Here is a 25944-nt window from a genome sequence, read left to right on the forward strand (position 1 = left end):
GACACGGCCCAGGGTGGTCGTCTGCCGCCGCGTGCGCCTGTGTTCAGCGCACGCCATCAGCCGCGGGGTTCATTTACGAGCGACCACGTACGTCTGATAACGACATGGATCGCCGCCACTTCCTCCGCTCGTTCGCCGCCACCGGCGTCGCTGCCGGCACAACCGCTACGGCCGGCTGTGCCGGTGTTCTCGGCGACTCCGGTGCCGAAGGAACGGTACTCGGCCCGCCGGAAATGGATCTGAGCGAGGCCGTCCATCCGAGCTACGGCGACGAGATGCCCGAGTTCACCGCCCCCGATCCGATCACGGGCGAGGAGATCTCGACGGCGCAGTTCGAGGGCGAGCGCGCCGTGCTGTGGACCTCCTTCTACACGAACTGCCCCGACGGCGTCTGCCCGGCCCTGATCCTCCGGCTCCGACGCGTTCAGGAGGTCGCCGCCGAGCGAGGGCTCGGCGACGAGGCCGCGTTCCTCCCGCTCACCTTCGACCCCGAGCGCGACACCCCCGACGTGCTCCGCGAGTACGCCGACCAACGCGGCGTCGACCTTGACGCCGGGAACTGGCATTTCCTCCGCCCCGAGAGCTACGAGGCGGGGAAGGAACTGATGGACGAACACTTCGGCCTGAAGATCGAGAAGGCGTACGACGACGAGAACCAGTACGAACGGCTGGAGTACACGTTCCAGCACTACGGCCTGATACTGCTCGTCAACAAGCGAGGCGTCGTCGAACGGTCCTATCCACGCGGCTCGATCGTGGACCCGGAGCGGGTCGTGAGCGACTTCGAGCGGGTGGTCACGGCGTGAGACGACGACACCTACTGGCCGGGCTCGCGAGCGTCGGCGCCCTCGGCGGGGCGGGCGCCGTCGCGACTGGCGGGGTACCCGGCGCATTCGGCGGCACCTCCAATGGCAGCGACAGCGACGCGCCGGAGCCGATCGAACCGGTGACGCTCGACACGATCGAGGCGCCCGGGAGCCGTGACGGCGAGGTGACGCTCCCGTCCCCCGACCGGCCGACGTTCGTCGACTTCTTCGGGACGTGGTGTCCCCCCTGCGCCGAGCAGATGCCGGCCCTCGTGGAGGCCCACGATCGGATCGGCGACGAGGTGCTGTTCGTCTCGGTAACGACGGAGCCCGTCGGCGAGACAATCAGCGAGGAGAAGGTCGTCGATTGGTGGCGCGAGAACGACGGCGACTGGCTCGTCGCGGCCGACGTCTCGGCCGAACTCGCGTCTCGGTTCCCTATCGGTAGTTTCCCCAGCGCGCGCGCTGTGGACGCCTCCGGACGCGTCCGGTGGGCCACCTCCGGGACGCACACGACCGAAGAGTTCGTCGACGGTATCGAGCGAGCGCTCGACCGATGACGAGAGGAGGCGACCGATGAGAAGACGAGGCGACCGATGACCGACATCTCGCTCGCGACTAACGTTCCGTTCGCCGTGACCGCGGGCGTCGCGACGTTCTTCTCGCCGTGCGCGTACCCGCTGTTGCCGGGGTACGTGGGGTTTTACGTGAACTCCGTCGACGCCGATTCCGCGTCGGTCCTGGGGGCGGGAGCCCGAGGGCTCGCGGCCGCAATCGGCGTGCTGGCGACGTTCGCGCTGCTCGCCGGCGCCACCGTCCGGATCGGGTACTCGACGCTGGCAAACATCACGGTGTTCGAGACGCTCGTCGGCGGGCTGCTGGTAGTCTTCGGGCTGCTCGTGGTCTCCGGGCGCGCCCCGTCGATGTCGGTGCCGCTGCCGGAGCGACGCACCGGCGTGTTCGGATTCGGCCTGTTCGGCGCCGGGTTCGCACTGGCCGGCGCCGGCTGCGTGGCGCCGGTGTTTCTCGGGGTCGTGGCCCGGGCAATCGCGCTCCCGTCAGAGACGGCGTTCCTCGTCCTCTCGGTGTACGCGGGCACCGTCGCCGTCCTGATGGCCGCAACGACTGTCGCGACGGGCGTGGGGCTGATCAGCAACGCCAACCGGGTGATGGCCCACGCCGGTACGCTGAAGCGCGTCGCGGGCGCGGTGATGATTGCCGCTGGTATCGGACAGCTCTACCTCTCGCTCGTCGTCTACTGATCGGCGCCGATGGCGGTCGACCGGCCCGTACATTCATAAGAGATACCGCGGAATCCCCGTATAGCCGGACCCACGGGTTCGGTCCCCGCACATGAATCTCGATCAGTTCACCGCCGAGAACGCACCGACAGCGAGCGACGAACCGTTTCAGCGCGAGAACAGCTACACCTTGGACGTCGACGTCGACGGCACCGTGATGGCGAAGGCCGGGTCGATGGTCGCGTACACGGGTGACGTCTCGTTCACCGGAAAGGCCTCGGCCGAGGGGGGGATCAAGGGCTTCCTCAAGGAGGCCGCCACCGGCGAGGGCACGCCCATCATGGCCGTCGAGGGCGAGGGTCACGTCTACTTCGCAGACGACGGCAAGAAGGTACAGGTCGTCGAGCTCGACGCCGGCGAGTCGATCACGGTCAACGGCGAGGACGTGCTCGCGTTCGAGGAGTCGCTCTCCTACGAGATCAGCACCATCGACAGCCTCGCCGGCGCGCTCGCGGGCGGCTTCAGCAACGTCTACCTCGAAGGGCCGGGCTACGTGGCGCTCACCACCCACGGCGACCCGATCGTTTTGGAACCGCCGGTCGCGACCGACCCGAGCGCGACCGTCGCGTGGGGCGGGACCTCGCCAGACATCGAGGTGAACCGGAGCCTCTCGGACATGATCGGTCAGGAGTCTGGCGAGCGCTACCAGATGCGGTTCGACGGTCTCGACGGCTTCGTCGTGGTCCAGCCGCGAGAGGAACACGTCTAGTCGGCGACCGCTTCGAGCGCGCGTCTTTTCTCGTGTCTCCGGACCCGAGCCGACGAGTATCTTTTTGATTCGTCGCCCCGAGCCACCGACAGATGGACGAGCACACTGAACGCACCGACCTCGACGACTCGCCGGATGCGACTCGGACCGACGTAACGGGAGACGATCGCCCGGACGGAGGCGGCGGAGAGAGCGAGAACACGGCGTCGTCCGGGCCGCTCTCGCGGGCCAGATCGGTTGGAACCGAGACGGTTGGTGTCGTCGTCGACGCCGTGCTCGACGCGTTATGACCCGGACCACCGACGGTGAACCGCTCCTGTTCGCCCACCGCGGATTTGCCGGCGAGAACCCCGAGAACACCGTCGGAGCGGTCGAGGCGGCGGCGAGTGTCGGAGGCGCCGATTGGGTCGAGATCGACGTGGTTCCCACCGCCGACGGCGACGCAGTCGTCTTCCACGACGCGGCGCTCTCCGGGCGCGGCGGGCCTCCCGGTTCCGACAACGATCACGGGCTCACCGACGCGACCGGCGTCGTCTGGGAGACCGACACTGAGACCGTCACCACCGCCGAGGTTCTCGACAGCGGGGAGACGGTGCCGCGTCTCGGGTCGGTCCTCGACGCGGTCCCCGATCGGGTCGGCGTGAATGTCGAACTCAAGAATCCCGGGCAGCCGCCCTCCACTCTCCGACCCGACGAGGCGCTCACCCGAGACGCACTGGGGGAGCAAAAAGCGATCTGGCGCCCGTTCGTCGAGCGAGTGTTGAACGTCGCTGAGGGGCGAAAAAACGATCTGCTGATCTCGTCGTTCTGCGAGGCCGCGCTCGCCGCGACGCGAGAGCTGTCCGGATGTCCGGTCGCGACGCTGTTTTCGGAGTCGGTCGAGGAGGCGTTAGCGATCGCCCGCCGGTACGACGCGGCCGCCGTGCATCCGCCGATCGACGCGGTCCGGGGGACGCCCTTCTTCGACGCGTCGCAGTTCGGCGACGCCGACGTGGTCGCGGCCGCGCACGACGCCGGGCGCGCGGTGAACGTCTGGACGGTCGAGACGTGGTATCAGGCCGATCGTCTCGCGGCGGCCGGTGTCGACGGGTTGATCGCCGACTACTCGACGCTCGAAAAGCGCTGAAAACGGGGCCGGTTCCGCCTACCGCGCCGCCAGCCAGTCGGCGAAGTCGCCGGTGAGGAAGTCGACGTAGTCGACGATACCGAGGTATAGCGAGACGATCACGACGATCAGAATCGGGACTCGAACGGCCCAGATCCACGCGTCGCCGAGGCCGCCGATGCCGATGATACCCTTTTTGAGCTCGTCGCGAGCGATGTCCGGGATGACCCAGCCGACGAACAGCGCCAGTATCAACGACCCGAGAACGAGCAGGATGCCGTCTGCGAGCAGGTCGTACAGGTTGAGGAACATCAGATCGATGGTGACCGGAACTCCGAGGAGGAAGACCGCGGTCCCGAGTGCGACCGATGCCGGTACCCGAGCGACACCGAGCTCGTCGATCAGGTACGAAACGAGGACTTCGAGGATGCTGATCGCCGACGAGAGCGCGGCGATGCCGACCATTCCGAAGAAGACGACACCGAGGATTCGACCGCCGGGGATACCGGCAAACGCCGCGGTGAGGCTCACGAATATCTCGCCGGCGCCGCCCGTCCCCGGCTCGATCCCGACCGAAAAGAGGACGGGGAAGACGACGAAGCCGACGAGGACCGCGACGATCGTGTCGAGGGCCGCGATGATGCCGGCGTCGGCGGCGAGGTTCCGGTCCTCACCGAGGTAGGAGGCGTAGGTGATCATCACGCCCATCCCGAGCGAGAGGGTGAAGAAGGCCTGTCCGGCAGCGGCCGGCAGGATCTCAGTCCAGTTCGCGGCGATCGTCCCGAAGTCCGGCGAGAGGTAGTAGGTGTACGCCGCGCTCGCGCCGTCAAGCGTGAACCCGTACGCGGCGAGCCCGATCAGTAGCAAGATGATTGCGGGGACCATGACCTTCACGCTCAGTTCGATGCCGCGCCTGACGCCGGCGGCGATGATGCCGATGACGAGCAGCATGAACACGGCGTGGAACAGGAGCGTGTCGAGCCCGGTCGAGACCGTCCCGAACAGCGCCTCCGCCTCGGCCGGATCGGTGAGCGTAAATCCCTCAGTGATGCCGATGAGGGTGTATCGGAGGAACCAGCCCGCGACGACGCTGTAGTACGACAAAATGATGAAGCCGGTGACGACGAACAGCCAGCCGGCGTACGACCACGCCCCGCTACCCAGTTCCCGCAGTGCGCCCACGGGATTTCGGTCGGTTCGACGGCCGATCACGAACTCGACGAGAATCGCCGGGAACCCGATCAGCGCGACAAACGCCAAATAGGTGATCAGAAACGACGATCCGCCGTACTGGCCGGTGATGAAGGGGAACCGCCAGATGTTCCCCAACCCGACCGCGCTGCCGACTGCAGCGAGAATGAATCCCGCCCGTGTCGCCCATGTCTCGCGTGCCATTGGTGTGCAGGAAGAATCTTCGCACCCTCGTAAAAACGTGTCTCTCTGCCGCTCTAACCGCTAATCATCAAACATGATCAATCGGTCACCGGCGCAGTCGGGGGCGGTTCGGTGTCGCGCGTCTACGTCGAAGACCGGGTCGGGTCCGAGCCGCGTCGGGGACCGTGAATTTAATAGCCGGACGGCGACCTCACGGAATATGGAACGCGTAGACGTCGCAATCGTGGGTGGCGGTCCGGCCGGGGCCGCCGCAGCGCACGCGGCCGCGACCGACGGCGCCGACGCGCTTGTGCTCGAAAAGGGAGTTCCCCGCGCCGACCGCGACCGGCTCGGTCCCGACTCGACCGACGCGGCAGGCATCCTCGACTACTGGGTCGACATTATGGGGATCCACCCCGACGAGTTCGACGAGGGAGTTGTCCAGCGCGAGCTGAACCGCGCAGAGTTCCGCGGCCCGAACGAGTCGGCCACGCTCACCACGACCGGTATCGACTCCTCGTACGACAAGTTTGGCTACACCTTCCAACGCGCTCGCTTCGACGACTGGCTCCGCGATCGCGCCGAAGACGCCGGGGCGGAGTACCGCGCGGGCGAGTCGGTCCGGGGCGTCGACACCGACCTCACTGTCTCGGCCGGAAGCGACGAGCCGCGTCACACCGTCGAACTCGCCTCCGGAGAGACGGTCGGCGCGGACTTCGTCGTGCTCGCCGACGGCCCCCAGCGTACGGTGACGAACAAGGTACTCGACGAGTATCTGCCCGCGGACGCGGCCGCCTCCGAGCGACTCGCCTCGCGGACGGCGAACCACATCGCGTACCAGGAGTACCGCCGCGTCCCCGAGGACGTGTACGAGGCGGTGAACGACGCGCTCGTCTTCTGGTGGGGCGTGATGCCCGGCGAGACCGCGTACCCGTGGATCTTCCCGAACGCCGACCGCGTCTGCCGGATCGGGCTGACGATGCCGATCGGGCTCGACATCGACGACTTCGACCGGGACGCGTATGCCTTACTCGACGCCGACGACGAATCGATCCCGCGGGGCGGCGAGTACATTCGTCGCCTCTTGGAGTGGCAGTACGGAGACGAGTACGACGTCGAGGAGGACTTCCCGATCGTCGAGGACGCGGGCAAGCGGAACGGAACCGAGACGTACCCAATCTCCTCGACGCGTCCCATCGACTCGCCGACTGAAGCCGGGATCGCCGTCGTCGGCGGCGCGATGGGTACCACCTCCGCCTTCCACGAGGGGGGCGACCACGTCGCGGTCCGCACCGGGGCAATCGCTGGCGAGCTGGCCGCTGCGGGCGATATGGCCTCCTACAACCGCCGCTGGAAGGAAGCGATCGGCGACGAAGCCGTCCGGAACGTGACGATGGCGGATATGGTCGCCGACTACGACCCCGACGACTGGAACCGGATCATCGGTGCCGCCGACGCGATGCTCGCCGCGGATACCGGTGACGGACTCCTCTCGCAGCCGTACCGGTCCGGCTGGGAGTCAGTGAAGCTGCTGCTCGGCTACAAGTGGAACAAACGGCGTGTCAAGAAGAACTACGTCGGCATCGACGAGAGCGAGTACGTCTACTGACGCCGCTCGTTCGGCACGTTCCGGCTCCGTCTGTTCACCGAATGACCGGCGCGGACAGCTCTCGGGGCTTGGTCGCGATTCCCTCGATGTCGACCGGTTTCACCTCGTGTGTCGGCCACTGTCCCGTCTTCGTCAGCGTCTCGGTCCGGTCGGGCGCCACGAGGTGAGTGTCCTCGCTTTTCGCTCCTTGCACGGTCGGGTTCCACGCGTAGCCCATCGGCCACCGGACCGGCGCGTCGCTCTCGGGGGTCGCGATCCACTCGCGGCCCGCGAAGCCTGCCGCCCCGCCCTGGTGGTGGTTGCGCCACTCGTCTCCGAAGCCGACGGCGTCGTACGCCGCTCGGATCGCGCCGAACACGTTGCCGGCGGTGTCCGGACCGTCGGAGCCCGTCAGCTCCCCCGCCGCGGCCGCTTCGGTCGCCGCGAGCGCAGTCGCCTGGACTCGGGCGGCCGCGCGGTGACGCTCCTCCAGCCAGTCGGGAGCGTCGAACGCGACTGTGCGGGTCAGAGAGGCGTAGAGCCCGGCGCGCTCAGCGGTGACGGACACGAGCGCGTAGTCGCCGAGTACCGCGTCGCTCGGGGTGTAGTGGCGATACCGCTGGGCGCGCTCCGCGCCGCCGACGAGCACGACCGGAGTGTCGACGTCGCGAGACGCGAGCGAGATGTCGATCCCGGCGGCGACTTCGTACTCCGGATCCTCCGGTTCGAGGTTGCGACAGACCGTCTCGACGGCGGCGGCGGCCTCTCGGCCGAGTTCGCGGTAGCGCTCGACGTCGCCGTCGGTGAGCGGCTGCCGGAGCTGGCTCCCGTCGACGCGTTCGAAGCCCGGTACGTCGAAGTCGGCGGCCGCGGGAGCGGGAGAGCGATCGGCGACGGCGTCCGTCAGTGAGTTCGCGTGCCACGGGACCGACTCGACGGTGACGGCGTCGGGGAGTTCTTCGTCGGCGAGGCGGTCCGCTTCGATGTTGTCGGTGATCACTCGGAGGTCGCCGTCGTAGCCGGCGGCGGCGATCCCGAAGTCGGCATCGGCATTGACGACGTTGTCGCCGCCGGTGAGCCACGCGAACCCGTTCGGCTTGGCGAACCAGACTGCTTCGAGCCCGCGCTCGTCGAGGTACGCGTCGAGCCTCTCAGTGCGGGCGGCGAGATCGACCATACACCGACGACTCTTCTCGAAGCAATAAAACCGGTCGGAACAGGTGCAGTCCGCGAGAAAGCGACCGATGCCTCCGGCGAATCGACCGACCGCACTCCCGTGTCGACGACCGAAACGAAAGGTTCAATTACGTCCCCCGGATACGACTATATGCCTCAGTAAGCCCCTGCGGGTTGGTAGTCTAGTCCGGTTATGACACCTCCTTGACATGGAGGAGGCCGGCAGTTCAAATCTGCCCCAACCCACTTTTGTTTCAGTTAGATCGTTAGAGGCCGGCATCCGCGCCGAGCAACGCGACAGACTATGAGCCGAGTCTCACCGTCTCGACCCGCGGAAGGTACAAGCCGCTCGTCGCCCAAAGGCGTGGTATGTCACCGCCACTCGCGGACGAGCCGGTCGAGTCGGCCGACGAAGAAGCCGAGCCGCTGACCGAAGACGAGTACGCCGAGTACCTCGACGCGCTCGGCCCGGCGTGGGAAGTCATCGAGGACCACCACCTCGAAGCGACCTACGACTTCGACGACTTCGCGGACGCGCTGACGTTCACGAACGAGGTCGGCGAGCTCGCCGAGGAAGAGTGGCACCACCCCGATATCCACCTCTCGTGGGGCGAGGTCGGGATCGAGATGTGGAGCCACGACATCGGCGGGCTTCACGAGTCCGACTTCGTGATGGCCGCGCGGATGGATCGACTCTACGACGGGGGCGGAGACTGAGCCGGTATCAATCAGAGGGCGATAGTCGAGAGACCGGCGAGGCAACGAACGGTTTTAAACCCCTCCCGACGGAAGTGTGGATAATGAGTGCGAACGTCTTCCTGGTCCCGATCGACCCCGAGAACTTCGATCGAACGGTCCGGTCTGCGGTCGACCTTGCCGAGTACGACGACCGTCCGGACCCCCTTGCCGACCTCGACGAGAGTCGTCTGTGGGCCGTCGACGACGACAGCGGAAACGGCTCGACGTTCGAGCGGATGAACGAGGGCGACCTCGTTCTCTTCTATCACGACGACGAGTATCTCGCCACCGGTCGGATCGGGACGACTTTCGAAGACGAGGACCGCTGGGTCTCCAGCACCTTCTGGACCGCGTTCCCGACGACGCGCGTATACACGATCACGGACTTCGCGGCCGTCTCCGCCCCGAAGCGCGCGGTCAACGCGATCTTCGACTACTCCAAGTCGTACACTCCCGGCTTCATGCGAGTCGCCGACGGCCGGGTGAACGCCGAGCTCTCCTCGATCGAGTCGGCCATCGAGCACTACTCGAAGCGGAACGCCGACGCCTGACCGCGCCGTCGACGATTCTCGCCGAGTTTCTTCTCGCGCCGATCACGCACAGCTTCTTCCGCTAGACCGCATCCAAGAGCGTCTCGTAGGCGTGGCCGTAGCGCTCCGCGACGCGGGCCGGATTCCCGCGCTCGTCGCCGGACAGCGCAGGCAGACCGACGGTCGCGAGCGGCTCGATCATCTCCGTCACGGCTCCGGTGTGTTCTTCCATCGTTCCTTCGCGCGGGCTGCCGGACGCGACCGCGCGCGCCTTCGCGTATCGGTCGCCGGCGTAGATGCGCGCGCGGCCTGGGTCGACGACCGCCACCGCGTCGGCTTCGACCGGTCCGTCTCGCGAAAGCGGACCGGCGATGTCAGCGTACGACTCGACGACGACGGGCACCGACGTCGCCGCGACGCGAGTCGCGAGGCGGTCGAACGCCGGGAGGTAGTCGGCCGCCATCACGTCGTTGAACGCCGCTACGTCGTCGACTCGAACCGCCTCCGTGACCGGGAGGTGGTCAACGAGCCCGTCGGGGAGCAGTCCCGCCGCCTCGGCCGCTCCGTTGACGACAAATCGGGAGCCCGCCTCGGTCGTCACCCGATCGCAGAGGAACGTCCGGTCCTCGTCGCCCAGCATACCGGTCCGGTCGGGCGTCGGTCGCCAGAGTCGGTGGACGGGGTTGATCGCCTCCGGGGTGATCGTCTCGGGGCGGCTCCGCCCCTCGACGCCCGCGAGCGGTCGCGTGCTCGCGGCCGCGAGGCGCCTCGCGTCCTTCCCGTACAGACGGCCCGAATTGCTCGCGATCCGGTAGTCGTCGTGGTCGTACCAGTAGTCGTTGCCGGCGCGGGGTTTGACGCCGACCGCGTCGCCGGCGCGCGCGGCGAGGTCTGCCACCACCCCGGTCGAGAACGTCGTCTTGCCGGCGTCGACGCGGGCGCCGCCGGCGACGAGGATCACAGGTGCGTCGGATCGCTCCCGGCTCACGCTCCGTCGTGGGGGTCGGCGTCTTCGCTTTCGTCTCCCGCTTCTTCCTCCTCCCCGTCGATCGCGTGCGGCGCGACCCCGTAGTAACCCGGACCGTCCTCCGCCAGCGGTTCCGCGATCACGAGGTCGTCGGCGTGAGCCATCACCCACGGGATCGCCCAGTCGATCAGCACGGCCTCGGTGTCGGGGTCGATCTCCGCGTCCGGCTCCAACTCCTGAAGGAGACGAGCGATCTCCGGGATGGTGTACATCTGATCCGGCTCGAACAGCTCCGCGGGCTCGTAGAAGTCACACGGGTAGGTCGCGTCGAAGGTCGACTTCGGCTCGGGCATGCGCGTCGCTACGGCGTCGGGTCCGTAAACGCTGCCGATACGACGATCGGGGCCTTAAGAGCAGAAGCGCCTGCCGCGGCTCTCAGCATACAGCAGGTCGAAAAAATTTCGGGGTTTCGACGCGCGCACGTCGCGGCGCGTCCGGGTGTGGGACGTTACTCGAACAGCTCGACGGCCTGCTCGAAGCGATCGGACGGTTCGTTCCAGTCGACGACCTCGAAGAAGTTGTCGACGAACTCGCCGCGGGCCGGACCGTAGTCGTGGTAGTAGGAGTGTTCCCACACGTCCAGTGCGAGGACCGGGTGACCGCCCCAGATCGCGCCCTGGTCGTGTTTGTCCACCACGACGTTACGCAGTTGATTCGAGAACGTGTCGTACACCAAGAGCGCCCAGCCGCTCGCCGCGGACGCCGCCGCCTCGAACTCGCCCTTCCAGGCTTCGTACGAGCCGAAGTCCTCCTCGATCCGGTCAGCGAGTGCGCCCTCGGGCTCGTCGCCGCCCTCCGGGCTCATGTTCTGCCAGAACAGATCGTGGAGGATGTGACCCGAGGAGTTGTGGGTCACGTTTCGGATCGCGCCGCCCGACGACGAGAAGTCGCCGGCGTCGCGGTTCGCTTCGAGCGTTTCTTCGGCCGAGTTCCAGCCGTTTACGTACCCCTGGTGGTGGGTGTCGTGATGCCATTCGAGCACCTGCTCGGAAATGTGCGGCTCCAGCGCGTCGTAATCGTACGGTAGCGGATCGAGTTCGTAACTCATTGTTGTATCACCTATCTATAACATGTACCGGAATCCTGTTAAAGATAATGCGGCACACGATACCATGCGTCACCCGACGCGGCCGATCTCGATCGCTTCGGATCGAGCGCGCTGGACTCGTGGTTCAGGCCGGTGCGAGATCGTCGGATCGAGCCAATCGGTCTCGATGTCGCTCCGGGATGTAACTATAACCAGTTTCACAGTATCGTTCGAGACGCCCGCGGCGCGAACTGCGCCGCGCGCTGACGGTGGGACTGGGATTCGAACCACGGTCGCTCCCTTCCGGTCGCTCTCTGATTCGAATTCCGCACGAAACGCCCGCGGCGCGAACTGCGCCGCGCGCTGACGGTGGGACTGGGATTCGAACCCAGGAAGCCGTGAGGCTACCGGTTTTCAAGACCGGCGCAATAGGCCGCTCTGCCATCCCACCACACGCTGATTCTTGGGGGCATGCGACTAAGGGGTGTCGGTGTCGGCTGAGTCGTCGATCACCTGAAGGCGGCAACGAGATCCCCCTCCTCGACCGGATCCGGGAGATCGGACCGGATCTCCGACCGGCTCCTCTCGCGCGGGTCGTCGAGTTCGATCCGCGCCGTCCCGGTGGCGTCGACCGCGTATGCGACCGCGGTAAACGCGATGTCAGCCTGCCACATCCCCCCGTCGTCGACGCCCGCCGTGGCGCCGCCGACGTACCGAAGGTACACGATTCGACCGCCACCGGTTCGGTCGAACGGTTCGATCCGGTCGGTCCGGTAGTCGACGCTCAAAACGTGTCCCGAACCGGTCTGGTCACAGAGAATCTCCTGTGTGAGATACGCCTCTTCAAATGCCGGAACGTAGTCGAGGACAGCGGCCTCCTCGATAGAAGCGGTCTCTCCGGTCGATTCCGGCGGATCCGGATACGGGACCGTCGCGGCGGTCCCGAACTCGCGCGTCTCGCCGCCAATATCGACATCGATCACTACCGAATCGACCTCGCACTCCGGCCGTTCCGGTTGGGGGGATACCTCGGCATTGTCGTCGTCGGGGTCGCCGCTGTCCTCCGCGAACCCGTCTACGACCGACGGGGCGTCGCCTCCGTCGCTTCCGGCGGTCGGAAATCCAGCACAGCCGGCGATTCCGATCGCCGATGCCGCCGCGGCGAACCCGGTGATTGCGGAGCGTCGTCGCATCGGGCGAACCGTGTCGCGCCGACCGTATATACGTACCCGAGGAACAAACGAGCGTTTTAGTTGCGCGCGCCGTCCGCGTCGTCTGCGTCGACCGAGTCGGTCCCCCGAAGCCGGTAGTGGATCGCGAACACGACGAGCGCGGCCAGGACCGGCGGCACGACGCCAGCGAGCTGCGGGAGCCCATAGAGGACGTCGACGACGGCCGAACCGGTCGGCTCGCGGAGTTCGGCGGGCGCAGAAATAAGCATCCCGACGTACAGCGAGAGCAGGAACAGGAAGCCGCCGTACGCGAGCGTTCGATCGTAGCCGGCCTTCACGGGGTCGCCGCGGCGGTGTCGTCGAGCGACGAACAGCAAGGGAGCGAGCAACGGCGCGACCGCGGCGAAGCCGGCGACCACGTACAGCGACCGCGAGAACAGGAACGTTCCGCTCTGTACGTTCGCGGTCTCAGCCATCCAGACGACGAGCGCGAGAGTGACCACCGTCGCGATCAGCCCGGCCGAGAGCGCCCCGACCACGCCGTACACGCGCATAGTCCACGACTCCGTCTCGCGGATCGCATAAGGGATCGCGCCGAACACCCCACGGTAGCTGTCTACCATCAACGATACTACGGCCGAGAGCGAATTAAACCCCTCGTCACCGGCTGCGGCGAGGTCGAGAGCGGTCGGGAGTTTTTATACCCCGCGACGGGACCTCTTCACGTGGGCCTGTACGACACGTACCTCGCTGTCCGCCACCGCTTCCACGACGGCGCTCCCCCCGAGCACGTCGCGCTCGTCATCACCGAGCGCGACCTCCTCGTCGACGGCGCCTTCGACACGCTGTCGGCGGCGCTCGGGTGGGCCTTCGAGTACGGCGCGAAGCGCGTCACCGTCTCGGTGTCCGTGCTCGATGCCGCGGTCGTCTCGACGCTCCTCCGCGAGCTCCGCCAGGTCGACGCCCCCCGGCAGTTCGTCGTTCGGGGACCGGAGGACGCAGCGATCGGCCGCGCGAGCGTCGATACGGAGGCCGAGTCCGGACGGCGATTGCGCGAGCGACCGGACGACGCGCCGATCCGGATCACGGTCGGGCTCGGCGGGAAGGCCGAGTTCGCGGCCGCAGTCCGTGAGATTGCGGTCGACGTGGACACCGGCGAACTCGATCCGGAGTCGATCGACGCGACCGACATTTCGGATCGGCTGGTGTTCCCCGAGGAACCGGACCTCGTGGTAAAAACGGGCGCGGAGCGTCTCTCTGACTTCGCGATCTGGCAGTCGGTGTATGCCGAACTGTACTTCACCGACGTGAACTGGCGGGACTTCAGAAAACGGGACTACCTCCGTGCAGTACTCGACTTTCAGGACCGGCAGCGACGGTTTGGGCGGTAGGCGGTCTGGCTCTCTCGGCTTACCAGACGAACTGGAACAGTAGCGTGAAGGTGACGAGCGCTCCGACCGTCGAGAGGAGCGGGACGACGTTCTGCATCAGCACGACGCGCGCGCTCGTGGTCGGATTGAACAGGTCCGACGCCGAGGGGATCTCCGACGGGTCGCCCTCGCCGATCGGTCCCGTCTCGTCGGCCTTCAGCGCGCCGACCGAGACTTTCGGCTCCTTCTCGCCGCTGATCCCCTGTTTGACCGTCACGGTCCGCGTCGCGCGTCCCCACCCGAGGCCGACGATCGACATCGTCGCGATGATGACGAACGACGCCGGGATGCCGACCGCCGAGAGGCTGATGACGATCCCCGAGGAGACGCAGGCAACGACGATCGCCGCAGTCAGCGGGAGGTCGGTAATGTCGTTACCGAGCGTGTCGAGCGTCCGGCGCGCGATCGTGAACGCCCCGACCGCGACGGCGGCGCTCCCGAGGAGGATCATCGGCGTCATCTCGACATTATCGAGCGCGACGAGCGGCGCGATCGCGTTCGCGATGTTCGACGTGCCCGAGGAAAAGGCCATCAGGCAGCCGATCGCGATGACGACGAACCCGCCGACGAACTCGCGGCGGGTCGTGTTCGGTCCCGGGACCGGCTTCGGGATGATCCCGGACCGGTCGAAGACGAATAGCGACCCCTCGGTGCTCTCGATCGCCACCCAGCTGTCGATCGCGGGGTAGAAGTACCGGCCGACGACGCCGGAGACCCAGAACCCGATGATCGGCGCGACGACCCACCAGATGGCGATTTCGCCCATCACGGCCTGGTCAAGGGTGCCTGTCGCCAGTCCGAGTCCGGCGATGGCGCCGACCGCCGTCATCGACGTCGATGCCGGCACGCCGGCGAAGTTCCCGATAAAGAGCGCGCCCCCGATAAAGAAGAGCACGACGATACTCGTCTCCAGCGTGAACACGCTCCCGCCGGTGACCAGATCCTCGCCGAGCGTCGTCACGACGCGCTGACCGAGCGTTCCCGCGCCGATGAAGAAGAACACCGACATCAGCGCGGCGGCGCCCGACTTGGAGAGTACATCCGCACCGACCGCCGGCCCGAAGGCCGGTCCGGTCGTCGCACCGCCGATATTGTACCCGACGAACGCCGCGACCACGAAGCCGACGAGAAGTAAGACCTCTACCATATACTGGGTGTAACAATACACAGCGGGTTAAACGAACAGGTTTCCGCGTCTCGACAGACGGACGGAAGACTCGACTGATCGGCGGAATCGGAGGTTCACTTAAAAATCAGACACTGACCCCGTCGAGTCGGATACCGGGAGTATTTGTCCCGCGGTGGCCTCCGATCGGCCATGCGAACGCTCGTCTTCGACGGTCGGACCGGCGCCGCCGGCGATATGATCTGCGCCGCGCTGATCGCGGCCGGTGCCGACCCCGATGCCCTCGCGCCCGTGCCCGATCGGCTCCCGGTCCGGTACGAGGTCGGCGAGACGACGAAAAACGGGATCCGGGCGACGACGGTCGACGTGCTCCTCGACGGCGACCGTGACAACGGCGATAGCGATGCCAGTCACGATCACGGCGACGGTGGCGGTCACGATCGCACTCACGATCGCACTCACGATCACACTCACGATCACACTCACGATCGCACACACGATCATAGTCACGGTCACAGCCACGACCATGACCATTCTCACGACCACTCCGACGACCATTCTCATGACCGCGATAACGCCGACCCCGAACACACCCACGCCGAGGGATCGGGCGTTCACCGCAGCTACCCCGAAGTCGTCGCGCTCGTCGAGTCGATGGCCCTCCCCGAGTCCGTCGAGTCGGTCGCGCTCGACGCCTTCGAGCGCCTCGGTCGCGCAGAGGCGTCGGTCCACGGCACCGATCTCGACGAGACCCACTTCCACGAGGTGGGCGCCGACGACGCGATCGCCGACGTGGTCGGCGCGGCGCTGTTACTCGACGATCTCGACCTCGACCGGGTCGTGACGACCCCGGTCGCGACCGGCGGCGGCGAGGTCGAGATGAGCCACGGCGTCTACCCGGTCCCCGCGCCGGCGACGACCGAGGTCGCGGCCGGCGCCGACTTCGCGATGAGAGGTGGGCCGGTCGACCGCGAACTGCTGACGCCCACGGGCGCCGCGATCCTCGCCGCGGTCGCCGAGGGCGTCGACGCGATCCCCGATCTCGACGTCGACGCCGCCGGCTACGGGGCGGGCGACGCAACCTTCTCGGACCACCCGAACGTGCTCCGAGCGCTGGTCGGAGAGGGGCGCGAATCGGAGGTAGACGAGCACGTTCACGATCACGACGGCGCTGCCCCCCACACTGACGACCACCAGAACCACGGCCTCGTCCACGACGATGTCACCGTCCTCGAAACGAACCTCGACGACGCGGCTCCCGAGGTACTCGGCGGGCTGCAGGAGACGCTCAAGCGCGCCGGCGCCCGTGACGTGACGATCGTCCCGACCACGATGAAGAAGTCGCGGCCGGGCCACCTCGTGAAAGTGATCTGCAAGCCGGGCGACGCCGAGGCGGTCGCGGAGCGGCTCGCCCGCGAGACCGGTACCCTCGGCGTCCGGCAGTCGAGCGCGAGCCACCGGTGGATCGCCGAGCGCGACTTCGAGACCGCAGTCATCTCGGTCGGCGGCGACGACCACGAGGTGACGGTGAAGATCGCGTCGACCGCCGACGGCGACGTCTACGACGTGAGCGCCGAGTACGACGACGCGGCCGGAGTGGCCGAAGCGACTGACCTCCCGATTCGGGACGTGCTCCGACGGGCGGAGGCGTGGGTGCGCGAGGAGGTCGGCGAGTAGCCCGTCGACGGGATCCCTGACCACTGAGTGCCGCGAATCCCGGCCGAGACCGCCGCGTGCGACGGGTTCCGTCGACCGCGAGACGACAGGCCTATGCCGAACGCCCGACCAGTTGCGCGTAAGCAGACACCGTTATGATCGAGCGAATCCACACGTCGGACGTCGAACCGGACGCGGACGAGGTCGCCATCGCCGGCCACGTCCACGAGATCCGCGACCTGGGAGGCCTCGTCTTCCTCATCGTGCGCGACCGCGAAGGACTCATCCAGATCGTCTTCAAGGAAGAACGCGAGCCCGATCTGTTCGAGGCCGTCCAAGACGTCGGCGCCGAAGACGTGGTCCGGGTCGTGGGCAAGCCGCTAGAGAGCGATCAGGCGCCCGGCGGCGTCGAGATCGCGCCGACCGAGTACGAGGTCATCGACGAGGCCGACTCTCCCCTCCCCTTGGAGATCTCGAAGGACATCGAGGTCGACCTCTCGACTCGGCTCGACAACCGCGCGCTCGACCTCCGGAAGCCGGAGACGCTCGCGGTGTTCACCCTCCGCTCGGAGCTGATGACGGCGATGGAGGAGTGGTTCGACGACGAGGGGTTCGTCGACATCAAGACCCCGCTCATCTCGAAGGGCGGCGCCGAGGGGGGCGCGGAGCTGTTCCCGATCCTCTACTACAACAAGGACGCGTTCCTGTCGCAGAGCCCGCAGCTGTACAAGCAGATGCTGATGGCGTCCGGGTACGAGGCCGTCTACGAGACGGGCACCGCGTTCCGCGCCGAGGACTTCGCGACCTCTCGTCACGTCTCCGAAATCTCGATGTTCGACGTGGAGCTGGCGTACATCGACGACCACGACGACGTGATGGACGTCCAGGAGGAGTCGCTGCGGTACGCGCTCCGCGAGGCCGCCGAGAACGCCGAGCGCGAGTTGGACCTGCTCGACGTCGACCTCGACGTGCCCGAAGACGACTTCCCGCGGATCACCTTCGACGAGGCGCTCGACATCCTCGAAACCGAGTTCGGTCACTTCCCGGACGACCCGACCGACCTCGACACGAAAGGGGAGAAGCTGCTCGGCGAGCACTTCGAAGAACAAGGTCACCCCGCGTTCTTCGTGGTCGGCTACCCCGACGAGAAGTTCTACTACATGCAGGACGTCGAGGGCGACGAGATGGCCTCGCGGAAGTTCGATCTCATTTATAAAGGTCAGGAGCTCTCCTCGGGCGGCCAGCGTGAGCACAACGCCGACCGCATGGTCGAAGTCATGGAGGAGGAGGGCGTCGAGACCGCCAACTTCGAGTTCTACATCGAGGCGCTCAGCTTCGGCACGCCGCCTCACGGCGGCTACGGGCTCGGTATCGATCGACTCGTCCAGAAGGTCGCCGACCTCGACAACATCAAAGAGGCGATCATGTTCCCGCGCGACCCGAACCGGCTGGAGCCCTGAGCGAGCCAGCGCCTCGGTGAACCCGGATCCCTGGCGGGACAGACTCACCGTCGCACCCGCAGAACTGTTCTCCTGACGCGGTCCGCGCCCGCGCCGTCGACAGCGGCCGTCCGACCCGTTCTTTTATAAGCAAGGCGTCGATCTCGCCGAAACGCCGTTTTCGAACCGCTACCGGCTGCTAATCCGGGTTAAATCGGACACAATTCGGCCAAACGGCTTGTGCTATTAAAGGGCGTAGGGCGCCGAGCGGGAATCGTCATGAACGCGATCCGAACGACACTGATCGTGGCGCTCGCCACGGTGGTACTGATCGGGACCGGCGCGGCCGCCGGCGCCGTCGCGGCGACTCCCGGACCGGACAACGCCTCGGGCGACGTGGGGCCGCCGAGCGATCTGCCGGAGCAGGTTCCGGACTTCGTCGGCGACATCCTGAGTAGCGTGAACGACTTCCTGTCGGGCGGCGTCAACGACCTCGGTGAGTCCGTGAGCGACATCGCCGGGAACGGTGCCGGCGAGGAAGCCGAGAGCGACGCGGGCGACGGAGAGGAGGCGTAACGTGACGGACCGAACGCCCGACCTCGACGCGCTTGACCGACGAACCTACCTCCAGGCGACCGGCGCCGCCGCGCTCGGCGCGGCCGGACTCGCCGGGTGCGTCGGACGCGCGACCGGAACGCTCGCGACCGCCGTCACCGACCAGCCCGCCGACATCGGTGATTTCGAGTCGCTCGTGGTCACCATCGAGGGGATCTGGCTCGGTCCCGAGGGCGCGGAAAGCGGCGCGGATGGGAACGAGACGGACGACGGTGACGGAACCGACGCCGGCAACGAAACCGACGCCGGCAACGAAACCGACGACGGGAGCGACGGGAAAGACGGCACCGAACCCGCCGGCCGCGAGTACCACGAGTTCGACGAGCCGCAGGAGGCCGACCTCGTCCAGCTACAGAACGGCGAGACGCAGCTGATCGACGAGCGGGAGCTGTCGGTCGGCACGTACCAGTTCCTCCAGCTCGACATCTCGAACGTCGAGGGAACACTCGAGGGCGGCGACGAGGCCGAAGTCGATCGCCCGGGGAACGCCCCGCTGACGTTCAACGCGGCGTTCGACATTAGCGAAAACACTCGAACGGTGTTCACCGCCGACTTCGCCCCGGTTCGCCGCGGTACCGGGCGGTACCTCCTGCGCCCGGTTCCGAGCGGTATCGACGTCTCTTACGAGGAGACGGAGTAGCCGGCGACGCGTCGCGTTCCCCTCGGTCCCCCGTTGAAGCCGCGGTTCGGCTGCACCGGATCGTCGGTCGGACCCGTCACGGTCCGACCACGGTCCGGTCGCGGCTTCGGGGTTAGGGCTGGGTGTCGTCCCGGGATTCGGGGACCAGGGGAATGCACGCTCGCATCGGTCCCTCGTCGGAGGCACACGACCCGTTCGATCGTCCCGCCGCGGTTCCACGCGCCGGGACGGTCGGGATTCACTCGATGCAACGACGCGAGACGACGCAGACGGTGCCGGTGCGGATCATACAGTCGGCGACCCGCGATCTCTTATAAACGTTCGATACAGCGGTCCGGCGAGCAGTAGCGCACCCAAACCGGCCATCGCAACCAACACGGTCGGATCGATCGAAGCGGTTCCCCCTTCCGCGAGCCGGTCGACGGAGACCCCGATCGCGACGCCGATGACGGCCCACGGGAGTTCCCCGAGCGCCGTGCCGGCGAGCAGCGACCGGCGGCTGATCCCGGACCCACCGGCGGCAACCGAGACGGCGTCCGAGGGGACCGGCAACAGGCGGGTCGCGGTGACGGCTCGGACCCCGCCGGTGGCGTCGGCCAGCCGCTCGCCGGCGCCACAGAGCCGGTCGGCGATCCGCGATCCCTCGCGGGCCCGGACGCGCCCGGCCCGAGCGAGCCAGTACGGCGGGAGCGCTGTCGCGACCATCGCGGCGACGCCGACCGGGAGGCCGACCCAGCCGTACCCGAATCCGGCGACGACGGCGAGCAACGTCGTCGGCCACGCGAGGAAGGGCCTGATCGCCGTCAGCGCGAGCAGCGCGGCGCCGAACCGAACCGGGTCGGCGGCGAACCACGACAGCCGCCCGAGCACGGCGTCGGGGGAGACAGCCCAGGCGAGCGCTGCCAGCGCGGCCAGTGTGACCCCCGCGAACACGTACCCGAGGATCCCGGTTCGACGATTCACGAGCGTTGGTGTTCCCTCGGGTGATAAACGCTTTGTGGAGCGGTCCGACTCTCACGAACCGCTGTCCGCCCGACGAACTACGACAGCTTTCCGAGCGCCTCGAAGAAGTCGGAGGGAGGGCCCGCGATGTACATCGATGGAGTCGTTCGCTGGACTGCCACCTCGGTCGGGGCTGGGAGGGTCGCCACGTTCCGTCCGTCGCTGGCGACGACGGCCTCCTCGACGCCCTCGACCGCCACGCTCACAGTCGCGTCGGCGTCGACCACGAGCGGGGGCATCCCATCGTCGGCGGCCATCTCGTTGACGATGAGCCCGCTCACCGCGGGATGGACGAGCGGTCCGCCCTCCGAGAGGTTGTACGCGGTCGAGCCGGTCGGCGTCGCAATGAGGACCCCGTCAGCGTGTCCGCCGGCGTATCGACTGCCGTCCACGCGGAGTTCGTAATCGATCCCGGCGCCCGGGCCGCGCCGACCGCCTTGGATCACGATCTCGTTGGCCGCGGGGACGGAGGTCCAGTCGTCGGTCCGAGCGGCGAGTCGCGGCGCCTCCCGAACGTTCATCGCACCGCGGTCGAACGCCTCGACCTCCGATCTGACTGCCTCCGCGGCCGCTTCCGGGGGGACGGCGTTGAGAAAGCCGACCTCCCCGAGGTTGACGCCGACGATCGGCGTGTCCTCGGCGTTGCGCGCGACGAAGAGGAACGTCCCGTCGCCGCCGACAGCGACCGCGAGGTCGCAGTCAGCGAGCGCGCCGACCGCGCGGCCGGCAGCCGGCTCGCCGAGCGCGGCGGCGGTTTCGGCATCGAGCCAGACGGACGCCCCGGCGTCGGCGACCGCCTCCCGGAGTTCGTCGGCGACGGTGACCGCTCGCTCGCTTCCCTTCCGCGCGACGATTCCGACCTCCATGCGCTCTGATTCTCGTCGCCGAACAAAAGCATGCGGACATCGGACTGCCGGTCCGGATACACCGATCTGCGGGTCCGGAAAGTTTCAAGCCGCCCGCCCGCCTTGCAAGATGTATGCCGAGTCCTCACGGGCGACTGGAACCATGAGCGAGGAAGACGACTGGTTCGAGCGCGCATTGCGGGACACCGACGCGGACAGCGGCGCGACCGGCGATGAGGAAGACGGCGACGCAACCGGCGCAGACGCCGAGACCGGTGACACAGACGAAGACGAGGATGCGGGCGGAGGATCGCGCGATTCGGACCGAGGTGACGAGCCCGAAGACGAGCGGGAGAGCGACCCGTTCGGCGGAATCCGGGATGGAGAGCGGGACCCGTCGCCGGACGTCAGTGCGGTTCTCGGCGGTGACGACACCGATGGTGGCGACTTCGATGGTGGCGACTTCGACAGCGGTGTGTTCGGCAGTGAGCAGTCGAGGGACGACGAGCCGGAACCGCGTATGCCGGAGGATGACGGTCTCTCCGACGATGAGACGGGTGACTCCGATCCATTCGGTGGGGGATCGTCCGGCGGCAACGATCCGTTTGGTGGCGGGTCGTTCGGCGGTGACGATCCGTTCGGTGGTGGGTCGTTCGGCGGTGACGATCCGTTCGGCGGAGGCGGAGGAAGCGGCGGAGGCGGTGGGGGTGGCGAGTCGAGCGATAGTGGGCAGGCCGGAACCGAATCGGCCGGCGGCGGCTCGGTGGATCCCTTTGGTGGGTACCGGGACTCCGCTGGTGGCCCTGGGGGCCCGGAAGACGTCGACTTCGGGGGGTTCGGTGACGGTGGGGGTGGTGACGCGTCGTCGGAGTTCGATGTCGACCCCGACGAGTTCGAGTCATCGATCGAGCGCACCGATATCGGGATCGAAGGGCTCGACGAGATGATCCTCGGCGGGGTCCCGCGTCGCTCGCTGTTGTCGGTCATCGGCGGCGCGGGGACCGGGAAGACGACGTTCGCGCTCCAGTTCCTCAACGAGGCGCTCGAATCCGACCGGAAAGGGATCTACATCACTCTCGAACAGACCCGCGAGTCGATTCTCTCGACGGCTGAGGAGAAGGGGTGGTCGTTCCGCGAGCACGCGGAGGCGGACCGGCTCGCGGTGGTCGCGATCGACCCGATCGAGATGGCGAACTCGCTGGCGTCGATCCGAAACGACCTCACGCGGCTCATCGCCGAGTTCGACGCCGACCGGTTGGTGCTCGACTCCGTCTCCCTCTTGGAGATGATGTACGATCATCCGGCGAAGCGCCGCTCGGAGGTGTTCGGGTTCACCCGCTCGTTGAAGAACGCCGGCGTCACCACGCTCCTCACCTCGGAGGCGAGCGAGGAGAACCCCTACGCTTCCCGACACGGAATCGTCGAGTACCTCACTGATGCCGTGTTCGTGCTCCAGTACATCCGCGGCAGCGACTTCCGCGAGACCCAACTCGCCGTCGAGATCCAGAAGATCCGCGACGCGAACCATTCCCGACAGTCGAAGCCGTACGACATCACCGACACCGGGATCTCAGTGTACGGACAGGCGAACATCTTCTGACGGGCGTCCGCGCAGCGGGGTGGTTTTATAAATTGCATCGCGCAACGGATCGTCATGTCCCCCGCGATCGCGGCCCTCGTCCCCGCCCGTCGAGCGCTCGGGATCGGTCTATTGGCCGGTCTCGTTCACTTGATCGTCACCGGCGCGCTCGCCGAGTGGTTCGGGTTCACGATGAACGTCAACCCGTTCCTCGGGTACGTCGCCGTCGGCGGCCTGTTGCTCGGGGCGGTGCCGGTGGTGCTTCTGGTCGAGAACCGACTCGTCGTCCCGTCGATCGTCGTCGTCGTCGCGCTCGCGGTGTCGGCGTACGGGACGTGGTCCGTGTCCGTCGCGCCGGACGTGACCCCGACGCCGGTCGATCCCACGCCGTTCGGCTGGTACCTGATCGGGTGGGTCGTTGTGCTCGGGGCGGCGCTGGTCGCGGGCGGTGTGGAGTACGGTTTCCGTCGGCTGGTGGCCGCGTAGTGCGAGTGAGAGAGCGTGGTTTCGGGGACCTCGCATCAATCCTTGTTGCTGCTCGCCACAGCACTGCAGAGTTCCGAACTCGAGCGAGCAAAGTGGGACCGATCGTCTCGCTTTAAGGGGCGGGGGTTCGCGAGATGCGCCGTCAGGACTCGCGCCACTTGTGGCCGCACTCGACGCAGCTGAACAGCCGAACCTCGTAGGAGCCGCCCGGCTTCGGGATCATCTCGTAGTGTGCCCGGTCGCCGTCACAGTCGTCCGCCGGGCAGGGCTCCCGCATCGTTTCGGTGGAGCCCTGGGTCGCGTCGGCCACGGCGGGTGTCCCGTCGTCCCGCTGTCCATCCTGGGTCGTCATCGCCGATTCTGCACGCGAGTCCCGCGGCTCTTCGGTTTCACAGGAGCGACACACCCACGTGTCGCCCTCCGTGTGCATCATCGAACCGCACTCGTCGCAGAATTGCATGTAACGGAGAGATACACGCTTGTCGGATATATCTGTTAACTTTCGATCCGTCGTGGATTTCGGGCAACTGTTCATGCTGACTGTGCCGGCGCTATTCGAAACAAAAACACTAGCGGAGTCAGAGAGAAAATGCACCGTCCGGGAATTGAACCCGGGCTATTAGCTTGGGAAGCTAATGTCCTACCACTGGACCAACGGTGCTCACTCGAATGTACCGAATCGCCACACTTGAACGTAGCGTTTCAGGTGTTCGAAGCCGCCGCCCCCGACGTCGCCGACGGCGCCGACCCCATGCGCTCGACCGATCACTCCCCCCGTCCGGTCGGCATCGGCGGCGTCGTCCGCTTGTGCGCTGAGGCCCGGTGGCGCGCGAGCAGGTCGGTGACCGTTCTCTCGTCGGCGTCGCGCTGCCCGGGGAGGAATCCCGCGGTCGGCGGCTTCTCGACCACGAAGTCGGGGACGTCGAGCTCGGCGGCGAGCGCGCGAACGTCGGTTTTGTACAGGTGCCCGAGCGGGAGCAGGTCGGCGGCCCCGTCGCCGTGTTTCGTCACGTAGCCGAGGAGGTGCTCGCTTCGGTTGGTCGTCCCGCAGACGAGCCGGTTCGTCGCGTTGGCGGCGAGGTACGCCATCGCCATCCGAAGTCTCGCGATCGCGTTCCCGGAGAGAATCGGCTCGTCGTGGAGGTCGAACCGATCGGGCGCGACCGCGCCGAACTGCGCGAACAGCGGCTGGAGGTGGACCGTGTCGTGGTCGATTCCGAGCGCGTCCGCGAGCGCCTCGGCATCGCGAGCGTGGGGCGCCCCGATCTTGTTACAGGGCAGAATCAGTCCGTACACGCGGTCGGCACCGAGCGCCTCGACCGCCAGCGCCGCCGTGACCGTCGAGTCGAGCCCGCCGCTCATGTTGACTATCAGCCCGTCCGCGGCCGCGACCCGGTCTTCGATGAATCCCCGGATCCGCTCGCGCTCCGCGGTCGGGTCGGGGGCGTCGAACGGCTCGGGGGTGTCGGACGGGTCGACGGCGTCGTCGGGGTGGTCGCGAGACGGTGAGCCCTCGTCACTCGACACCGCGGCCGCGGAGCGGTCGGATATCGCTCCCGGCTCAAACGCGGTCGATCGCGAGTCACCCATCGGTACGCCCTCCAAACGGTGGTTCCGGGACCGACTCGTCGGGAGTCGACCCGGTCGAAGCCCGCGGCACGCCGGTCGTTCGAATGCGAGCCGTGACTTGCACACGCCGCGGACAGGTGCGGGGGCCAGTTCGTGAGTTCATGGTCGCCCGTCGCTTCCGAACGGACGGGTAAATACTCACGGTGTAATTTGTTTAAGGACTTTCCCATTTCACGCAGAGAACCGGCAGTTCCGCCAGAATAAACGGCAGACAACTCATAAGATACGCACAAAAAGTACTATAAAAGAAATAATGCTACTCTAATAGCTAAGAACACTACAAAAATGCGTTATTTCTCGTATAGCTACTAGATTATAAATAAAATAGGCAGAGATACGCACGAATAAACAATATAAGGGGAAAATACCCAAACATTTATACACACATATTCGCTCCCTGCGACCATGTCGACGATACAGCTCACGAGCAGTCAGAAACGGGTACTCACGGCGCTCGTGAACCTCGCGGAGAACGCGGACGAGCCGGTGACCGGCCGAGCGATTGCCGAGTCGATCGATCGAAGCGCCGGTACGGTTCGAAACCAGATGCAGAGCCTCCGGACCATCGGGTTGGTCGAGGGCGTTGCCGGCCCGAAAGGCGGGTACGTCCCGACCGACGCCGCCTACGAGACCCTCGGCGTCGAGCGGATGGACGACGCCGAGCGCACACCCGTCGAGCGCGAGGGCAATACCGTAGAGGGCGTGAACGTCGAGGAGATCGACCTCTCCAGCGTCGCCAACCCCGATCTGTGCCGGGCGGAGCTCGTGATCCGCGGTCCTGTCGGCTCCTTCGACACGGGCGATCGGGTGACCGTCGGTCCAACGCCGGGCGCGGGGCTCCGGCTCTCCGGAGTCGTCGACGCGACCCACGTCGATGGCAACACCTTATTGGTCCGTGTCGAGGGCATGGAGACGCCGGGCAACGGGTCCGCCGCGTAGGTCTC

General features: G+C 66.9%; 29 protein-coding genes and 3 tRNA genes. 18 read left to right on the top strand and 14 right to left on the bottom strand.

The window, feature by feature from the left end; all coding sequences use genetic code 11:
* Nucleotides 1–104: 104 nt before the first annotated feature.
* From ACNS88_RS02320 to ACNS88_RS02345, 6 genes are all read left to right on the top strand, one after another.
* The gene (locus tag ACNS88_RS02320; RefSeq protein ID WP_435093522.1) at nucleotides 105–806 is read left to right on the top strand and encodes an SCO family protein; all 702 of its coding nucleotides are present in this window, start codon (nucleotides 105–107) and stop codon (nucleotides 804–806) included.
* Entirely contained in the window at nucleotides 803–1366 is a 564-nt protein-coding gene (locus tag ACNS88_RS02325; RefSeq protein WP_435093523.1) for a TlpA family protein disulfide reductase, read from the top strand. The genes ACNS88_RS02320 and ACNS88_RS02325 overlap by 4 nt, the downstream gene beginning before the upstream one ends.
* 36 nt (nucleotides 1367–1402) lie before the next feature.
* Nucleotides 1403–2068 (top strand): cytochrome C biogenesis protein, encoded by a 666-nt coding sequence (locus ACNS88_RS02330; protein ID WP_435093525.1) that lies wholly within the window; start codon nucleotides 1403–1405, stop codon nucleotides 2066–2068.
* Between the two features lie 91 nt (nucleotides 2069–2159).
* On the top strand, nucleotides 2160–2816 hold the full coding sequence (locus ACNS88_RS02335; RefSeq protein WP_435093527.1) for an AIM24 family protein: 657 nt from the start codon (nucleotides 2160–2162) through the stop codon (nucleotides 2814–2816).
* Between the two features lie 92 nt (nucleotides 2817–2908).
* Nucleotides 2909–3106: a hypothetical protein gene (locus ACNS88_RS02340; protein WP_435093529.1), complete on the top strand. Its 198-nt coding sequence runs from the start codon at nucleotides 2909–2911 to the stop codon at nucleotides 3104–3106.
* The gene (locus tag ACNS88_RS02345; protein ID WP_435093531.1) at nucleotides 3103–3942 is read left to right on the top strand and encodes a glycerophosphodiester phosphodiesterase; all 840 of its coding nucleotides are present in this window, start codon (nucleotides 3103–3105) and stop codon (nucleotides 3940–3942) included. The genes ACNS88_RS02340 and ACNS88_RS02345 overlap by 4 nt, the downstream gene beginning before the upstream one ends.
* Nucleotides 3943–3960: 18 nt before the next feature.
* Here ACNS88_RS02345 and ACNS88_RS02350 read toward each other — a convergent pair whose 3' ends face one another.
* Entirely contained in the window at nucleotides 3961–5316 is a 1356-nt protein-coding gene (locus ACNS88_RS02350; RefSeq protein ID WP_435093533.1) for a sodium-dependent transporter, read from the bottom strand.
* 199 nt (nucleotides 5317–5515) lie between these two features.
* On the opposite strand from ACNS88_RS02350, the gene ACNS88_RS02355 reads away from it, so the two are divergent.
* On the top strand, nucleotides 5516–6904 hold the full coding sequence (locus ACNS88_RS02355; protein ID WP_435093534.1) for an NAD(P)/FAD-dependent oxidoreductase: 1389 nt from the start codon (nucleotides 5516–5518) through the stop codon (nucleotides 6902–6904).
* A 34-nt stretch (nucleotides 6905–6938) separates the two neighbouring features.
* Here ACNS88_RS02355 and ACNS88_RS02360 read toward each other — a convergent pair whose 3' ends face one another.
* Nucleotides 6939–8060, bottom strand: a complete 1122-nt coding sequence (locus tag ACNS88_RS02360; protein ID WP_435093536.1) for a M24 family metallopeptidase — start codon at nucleotides 8058–8060, stop codon at nucleotides 6939–6941.
* A gap of 170 nt (nucleotides 8061–8230) precedes the next feature.
* Here ACNS88_RS02360 and ACNS88_RS02365 point away from each other — a divergent pair.
* The 3 genes from ACNS88_RS02365 to ACNS88_RS02375 all read left to right on the top strand — a co-directional run bounded on the left by ACNS88_RS02365 (nucleotide 8231) and on the right by ACNS88_RS02375 (nucleotide 9348).
* Nucleotides 8231–8305: transfer RNA gene (locus ACNS88_RS02365), tRNA-Val, on the top strand.
* 123 nt (nucleotides 8306–8428) lie between these two features.
* On the top strand, nucleotides 8429–8776 hold the full coding sequence (locus tag ACNS88_RS02370) for a 4a-hydroxytetrahydrobiopterin dehydratase (RefSeq protein WP_435093538.1): 348 nt from the start codon (nucleotides 8429–8431) through the stop codon (nucleotides 8774–8776).
* Nucleotides 8777–8859: 83 nt separating this feature from the next.
* Nucleotides 8860–9348, top strand: a complete 489-nt coding sequence (locus ACNS88_RS02375; protein WP_435093540.1) for a hypothetical protein — start codon at nucleotides 8860–8862, stop codon at nucleotides 9346–9348.
* Between the two features lie 61 nt (nucleotides 9349–9409).
* Here the strand turns inward: ACNS88_RS02375 and ACNS88_RS02380 are convergent, their stop codons facing one another.
* The 6 genes from ACNS88_RS02380 to ACNS88_RS02405 all read right to left on the bottom strand — a co-directional run bounded on the left by ACNS88_RS02380 (nucleotide 9410) and on the right by ACNS88_RS02405 (nucleotide 13176).
* The gene (locus ACNS88_RS02380; protein WP_435093542.1) at nucleotides 9410–10315 is read right to left on the bottom strand and encodes an ATPase; all 906 of its coding nucleotides are present in this window, start codon (nucleotides 10313–10315) and stop codon (nucleotides 9410–9412) included.
* A complete protein-coding gene (locus tag ACNS88_RS02385; protein ID WP_435093544.1) occupies nucleotides 10312–10647 on the bottom strand; it encodes a DUF5827 family protein in 336 nt (111 codons plus the stop codon). Before ACNS88_RS02385 ends, ACNS88_RS02380 begins: the two co-directional genes overlap by 4 nt.
* Nucleotides 10648–10802: 155 nt before the next feature.
* The gene (gene sod, locus ACNS88_RS02390; protein ID WP_435093546.1) at nucleotides 10803–11402 is read right to left on the bottom strand and encodes a superoxide dismutase [Mn]; all 600 of its coding nucleotides are present in this window, start codon (nucleotides 11400–11402) and stop codon (nucleotides 10803–10805) included.
* Nucleotides 11403–11748: 346 nt separating this feature from the next.
* Nucleotides 11749–11832, bottom strand: a tRNA-Ser gene (locus tag ACNS88_RS02395).
* A 58-nt stretch (nucleotides 11833–11890) separates the two neighbouring features.
* Nucleotides 11891–12574, bottom strand: a complete 684-nt coding sequence (locus ACNS88_RS02400) for a hypothetical protein (RefSeq protein WP_435093548.1) — start codon at nucleotides 12572–12574, stop codon at nucleotides 11891–11893.
* A gap of 56 nt (nucleotides 12575–12630) precedes the next feature.
* Nucleotides 12631–13176, bottom strand: a complete 546-nt coding sequence (locus tag ACNS88_RS02405) for a DUF8056 family protein (RefSeq protein WP_435093550.1) — start codon at nucleotides 13174–13176, stop codon at nucleotides 12631–12633.
* Between the two features lie 102 nt (nucleotides 13177–13278).
* On the opposite strand from ACNS88_RS02405, the gene ACNS88_RS02410 reads away from it, so the two are divergent.
* Nucleotides 13279–13944, top strand: coding sequence for an undecaprenyl diphosphate synthase family protein (locus tag ACNS88_RS02410; RefSeq protein ID WP_435093552.1), 666 nt, complete (start codon nucleotides 13279–13281; stop codon nucleotides 13942–13944).
* Nucleotides 13945–13963: 19 nt separating this feature from the next.
* Here the strand turns inward: ACNS88_RS02410 and ACNS88_RS02415 are convergent, their stop codons facing one another.
* Complete coding sequence (locus ACNS88_RS02415; protein WP_435093554.1) at nucleotides 13964–15130, bottom strand: inorganic phosphate transporter; 1167 nt, start codon at nucleotides 15128–15130, stop codon at nucleotides 13964–13966.
* A 171-nt stretch (nucleotides 15131–15301) separates the two neighbouring features.
* Here ACNS88_RS02415 and larC point away from each other — a divergent pair, with 171 nt between their 5' ends.
* From larC to ACNS88_RS02435, 4 genes are all read left to right on the top strand, one after another.
* On the top strand, nucleotides 15302–16786 hold the full coding sequence (gene larC / locus ACNS88_RS02420) for a nickel pincer cofactor biosynthesis protein LarC (RefSeq protein WP_435093556.1): 1485 nt from the start codon (nucleotides 15302–15304) through the stop codon (nucleotides 16784–16786).
* 134 nt (nucleotides 16787–16920) lie between these two features.
* Nucleotides 16921–18225: an aspartate--tRNA(Asn) ligase gene (gene aspS, locus ACNS88_RS02425; RefSeq protein WP_435093558.1), complete on the top strand. Its 1305-nt coding sequence runs from the start codon at nucleotides 16921–16923 to the stop codon at nucleotides 18223–18225.
* Between the two features lie 258 nt (nucleotides 18226–18483).
* Nucleotides 18484–18780, top strand: a complete 297-nt coding sequence (locus ACNS88_RS02430; protein ID WP_435093560.1) for a hypothetical protein — start codon at nucleotides 18484–18486, stop codon at nucleotides 18778–18780.
* 1 nt (nucleotide 18781) lies between these two features.
* Nucleotides 18782–19459 (top strand): DUF4382 domain-containing protein, encoded by a 678-nt coding sequence (locus tag ACNS88_RS02435; protein ID WP_435093562.1) that lies wholly within the window; start codon nucleotides 18782–18784, stop codon nucleotides 19457–19459.
* Nucleotides 19460–19744: 285 nt separating this feature from the next.
* Here ACNS88_RS02435 and ACNS88_RS02440 read toward each other — a convergent pair whose 3' ends face one another.
* Together ACNS88_RS02440 and ACNS88_RS02445 are read right to left on the bottom strand one after the other, a co-directional pair.
* Nucleotides 19745–20422, bottom strand: coding sequence for a TVP38/TMEM64 family protein (locus ACNS88_RS02440; protein WP_435093563.1), 678 nt, complete (start codon nucleotides 20420–20422; stop codon nucleotides 19745–19747).
* Nucleotides 20423–20499: 77 nt separating this feature from the next.
* Nucleotides 20500–21327, bottom strand: coding sequence for an NAD(+)/NADH kinase (locus tag ACNS88_RS02445; RefSeq protein ID WP_435093565.1), 828 nt, complete (start codon nucleotides 21325–21327; stop codon nucleotides 20500–20502).
* A 142-nt stretch (nucleotides 21328–21469) separates the two neighbouring features.
* Between ACNS88_RS02445 and ACNS88_RS02450 the strand changes: the two genes are divergently transcribed.
* Both ACNS88_RS02450 and ACNS88_RS02455 read left to right on the top strand, forming a co-directional pair.
* The gene (locus ACNS88_RS02450; RefSeq protein ID WP_435093567.1) at nucleotides 21470–22906 is read left to right on the top strand and encodes a KaiC domain-containing protein; all 1437 of its coding nucleotides are present in this window, start codon (nucleotides 21470–21472) and stop codon (nucleotides 22904–22906) included.
* 54 nt (nucleotides 22907–22960) lie between these two features.
* Nucleotides 22961–23371, top strand: coding sequence for a hypothetical protein (locus ACNS88_RS02455; protein ID WP_435093568.1), 411 nt, complete (start codon nucleotides 22961–22963; stop codon nucleotides 23369–23371).
* A 142-nt stretch (nucleotides 23372–23513) separates the two neighbouring features.
* Here the strand turns inward: ACNS88_RS02455 and ACNS88_RS02460 are convergent, their stop codons facing one another.
* From ACNS88_RS02460 to nadE, 3 genes are all read right to left on the bottom strand, one after another.
* Nucleotides 23514–23831 (bottom strand): RPA12/RPB9/RPC11 RNA polymerase family protein, encoded by a 318-nt coding sequence (locus ACNS88_RS02460; protein WP_435093570.1) that lies wholly within the window; start codon nucleotides 23829–23831, stop codon nucleotides 23514–23516.
* A gap of 130 nt (nucleotides 23832–23961) precedes the next feature.
* Nucleotides 23962–24032: transfer RNA gene (locus tag ACNS88_RS02465), tRNA-Gly, on the bottom strand.
* Nucleotides 24033–24136: 104 nt separating this feature from the next.
* On the bottom strand, nucleotides 24137–24961 hold the full coding sequence (nadE, locus tag ACNS88_RS02470; RefSeq protein WP_435093572.1) for an NAD(+) synthase: 825 nt from the start codon (nucleotides 24959–24961) through the stop codon (nucleotides 24137–24139).
* 444 nt (nucleotides 24962–25405) lie between these two features.
* Here nadE and ACNS88_RS02475 point away from each other — a divergent pair, with 444 nt between their 5' ends.
* Nucleotides 25406–25939 (top strand): Rrf2 family transcriptional regulator, encoded by a 534-nt coding sequence (locus tag ACNS88_RS02475; RefSeq protein ID WP_435093574.1) that lies wholly within the window; start codon nucleotides 25406–25408, stop codon nucleotides 25937–25939.
* Nucleotides 25940–25944 lie beyond the last annotated feature (5 nt).

Origin of the sequence: Halorubrum shenae (assembly GCF_051194165.1) — an archaeon.
Classification (GTDB): domain Archaea; phylum Halobacteriota; class Halobacteria; order Halobacteriales; family Haloferacaceae; genus Halorubrum.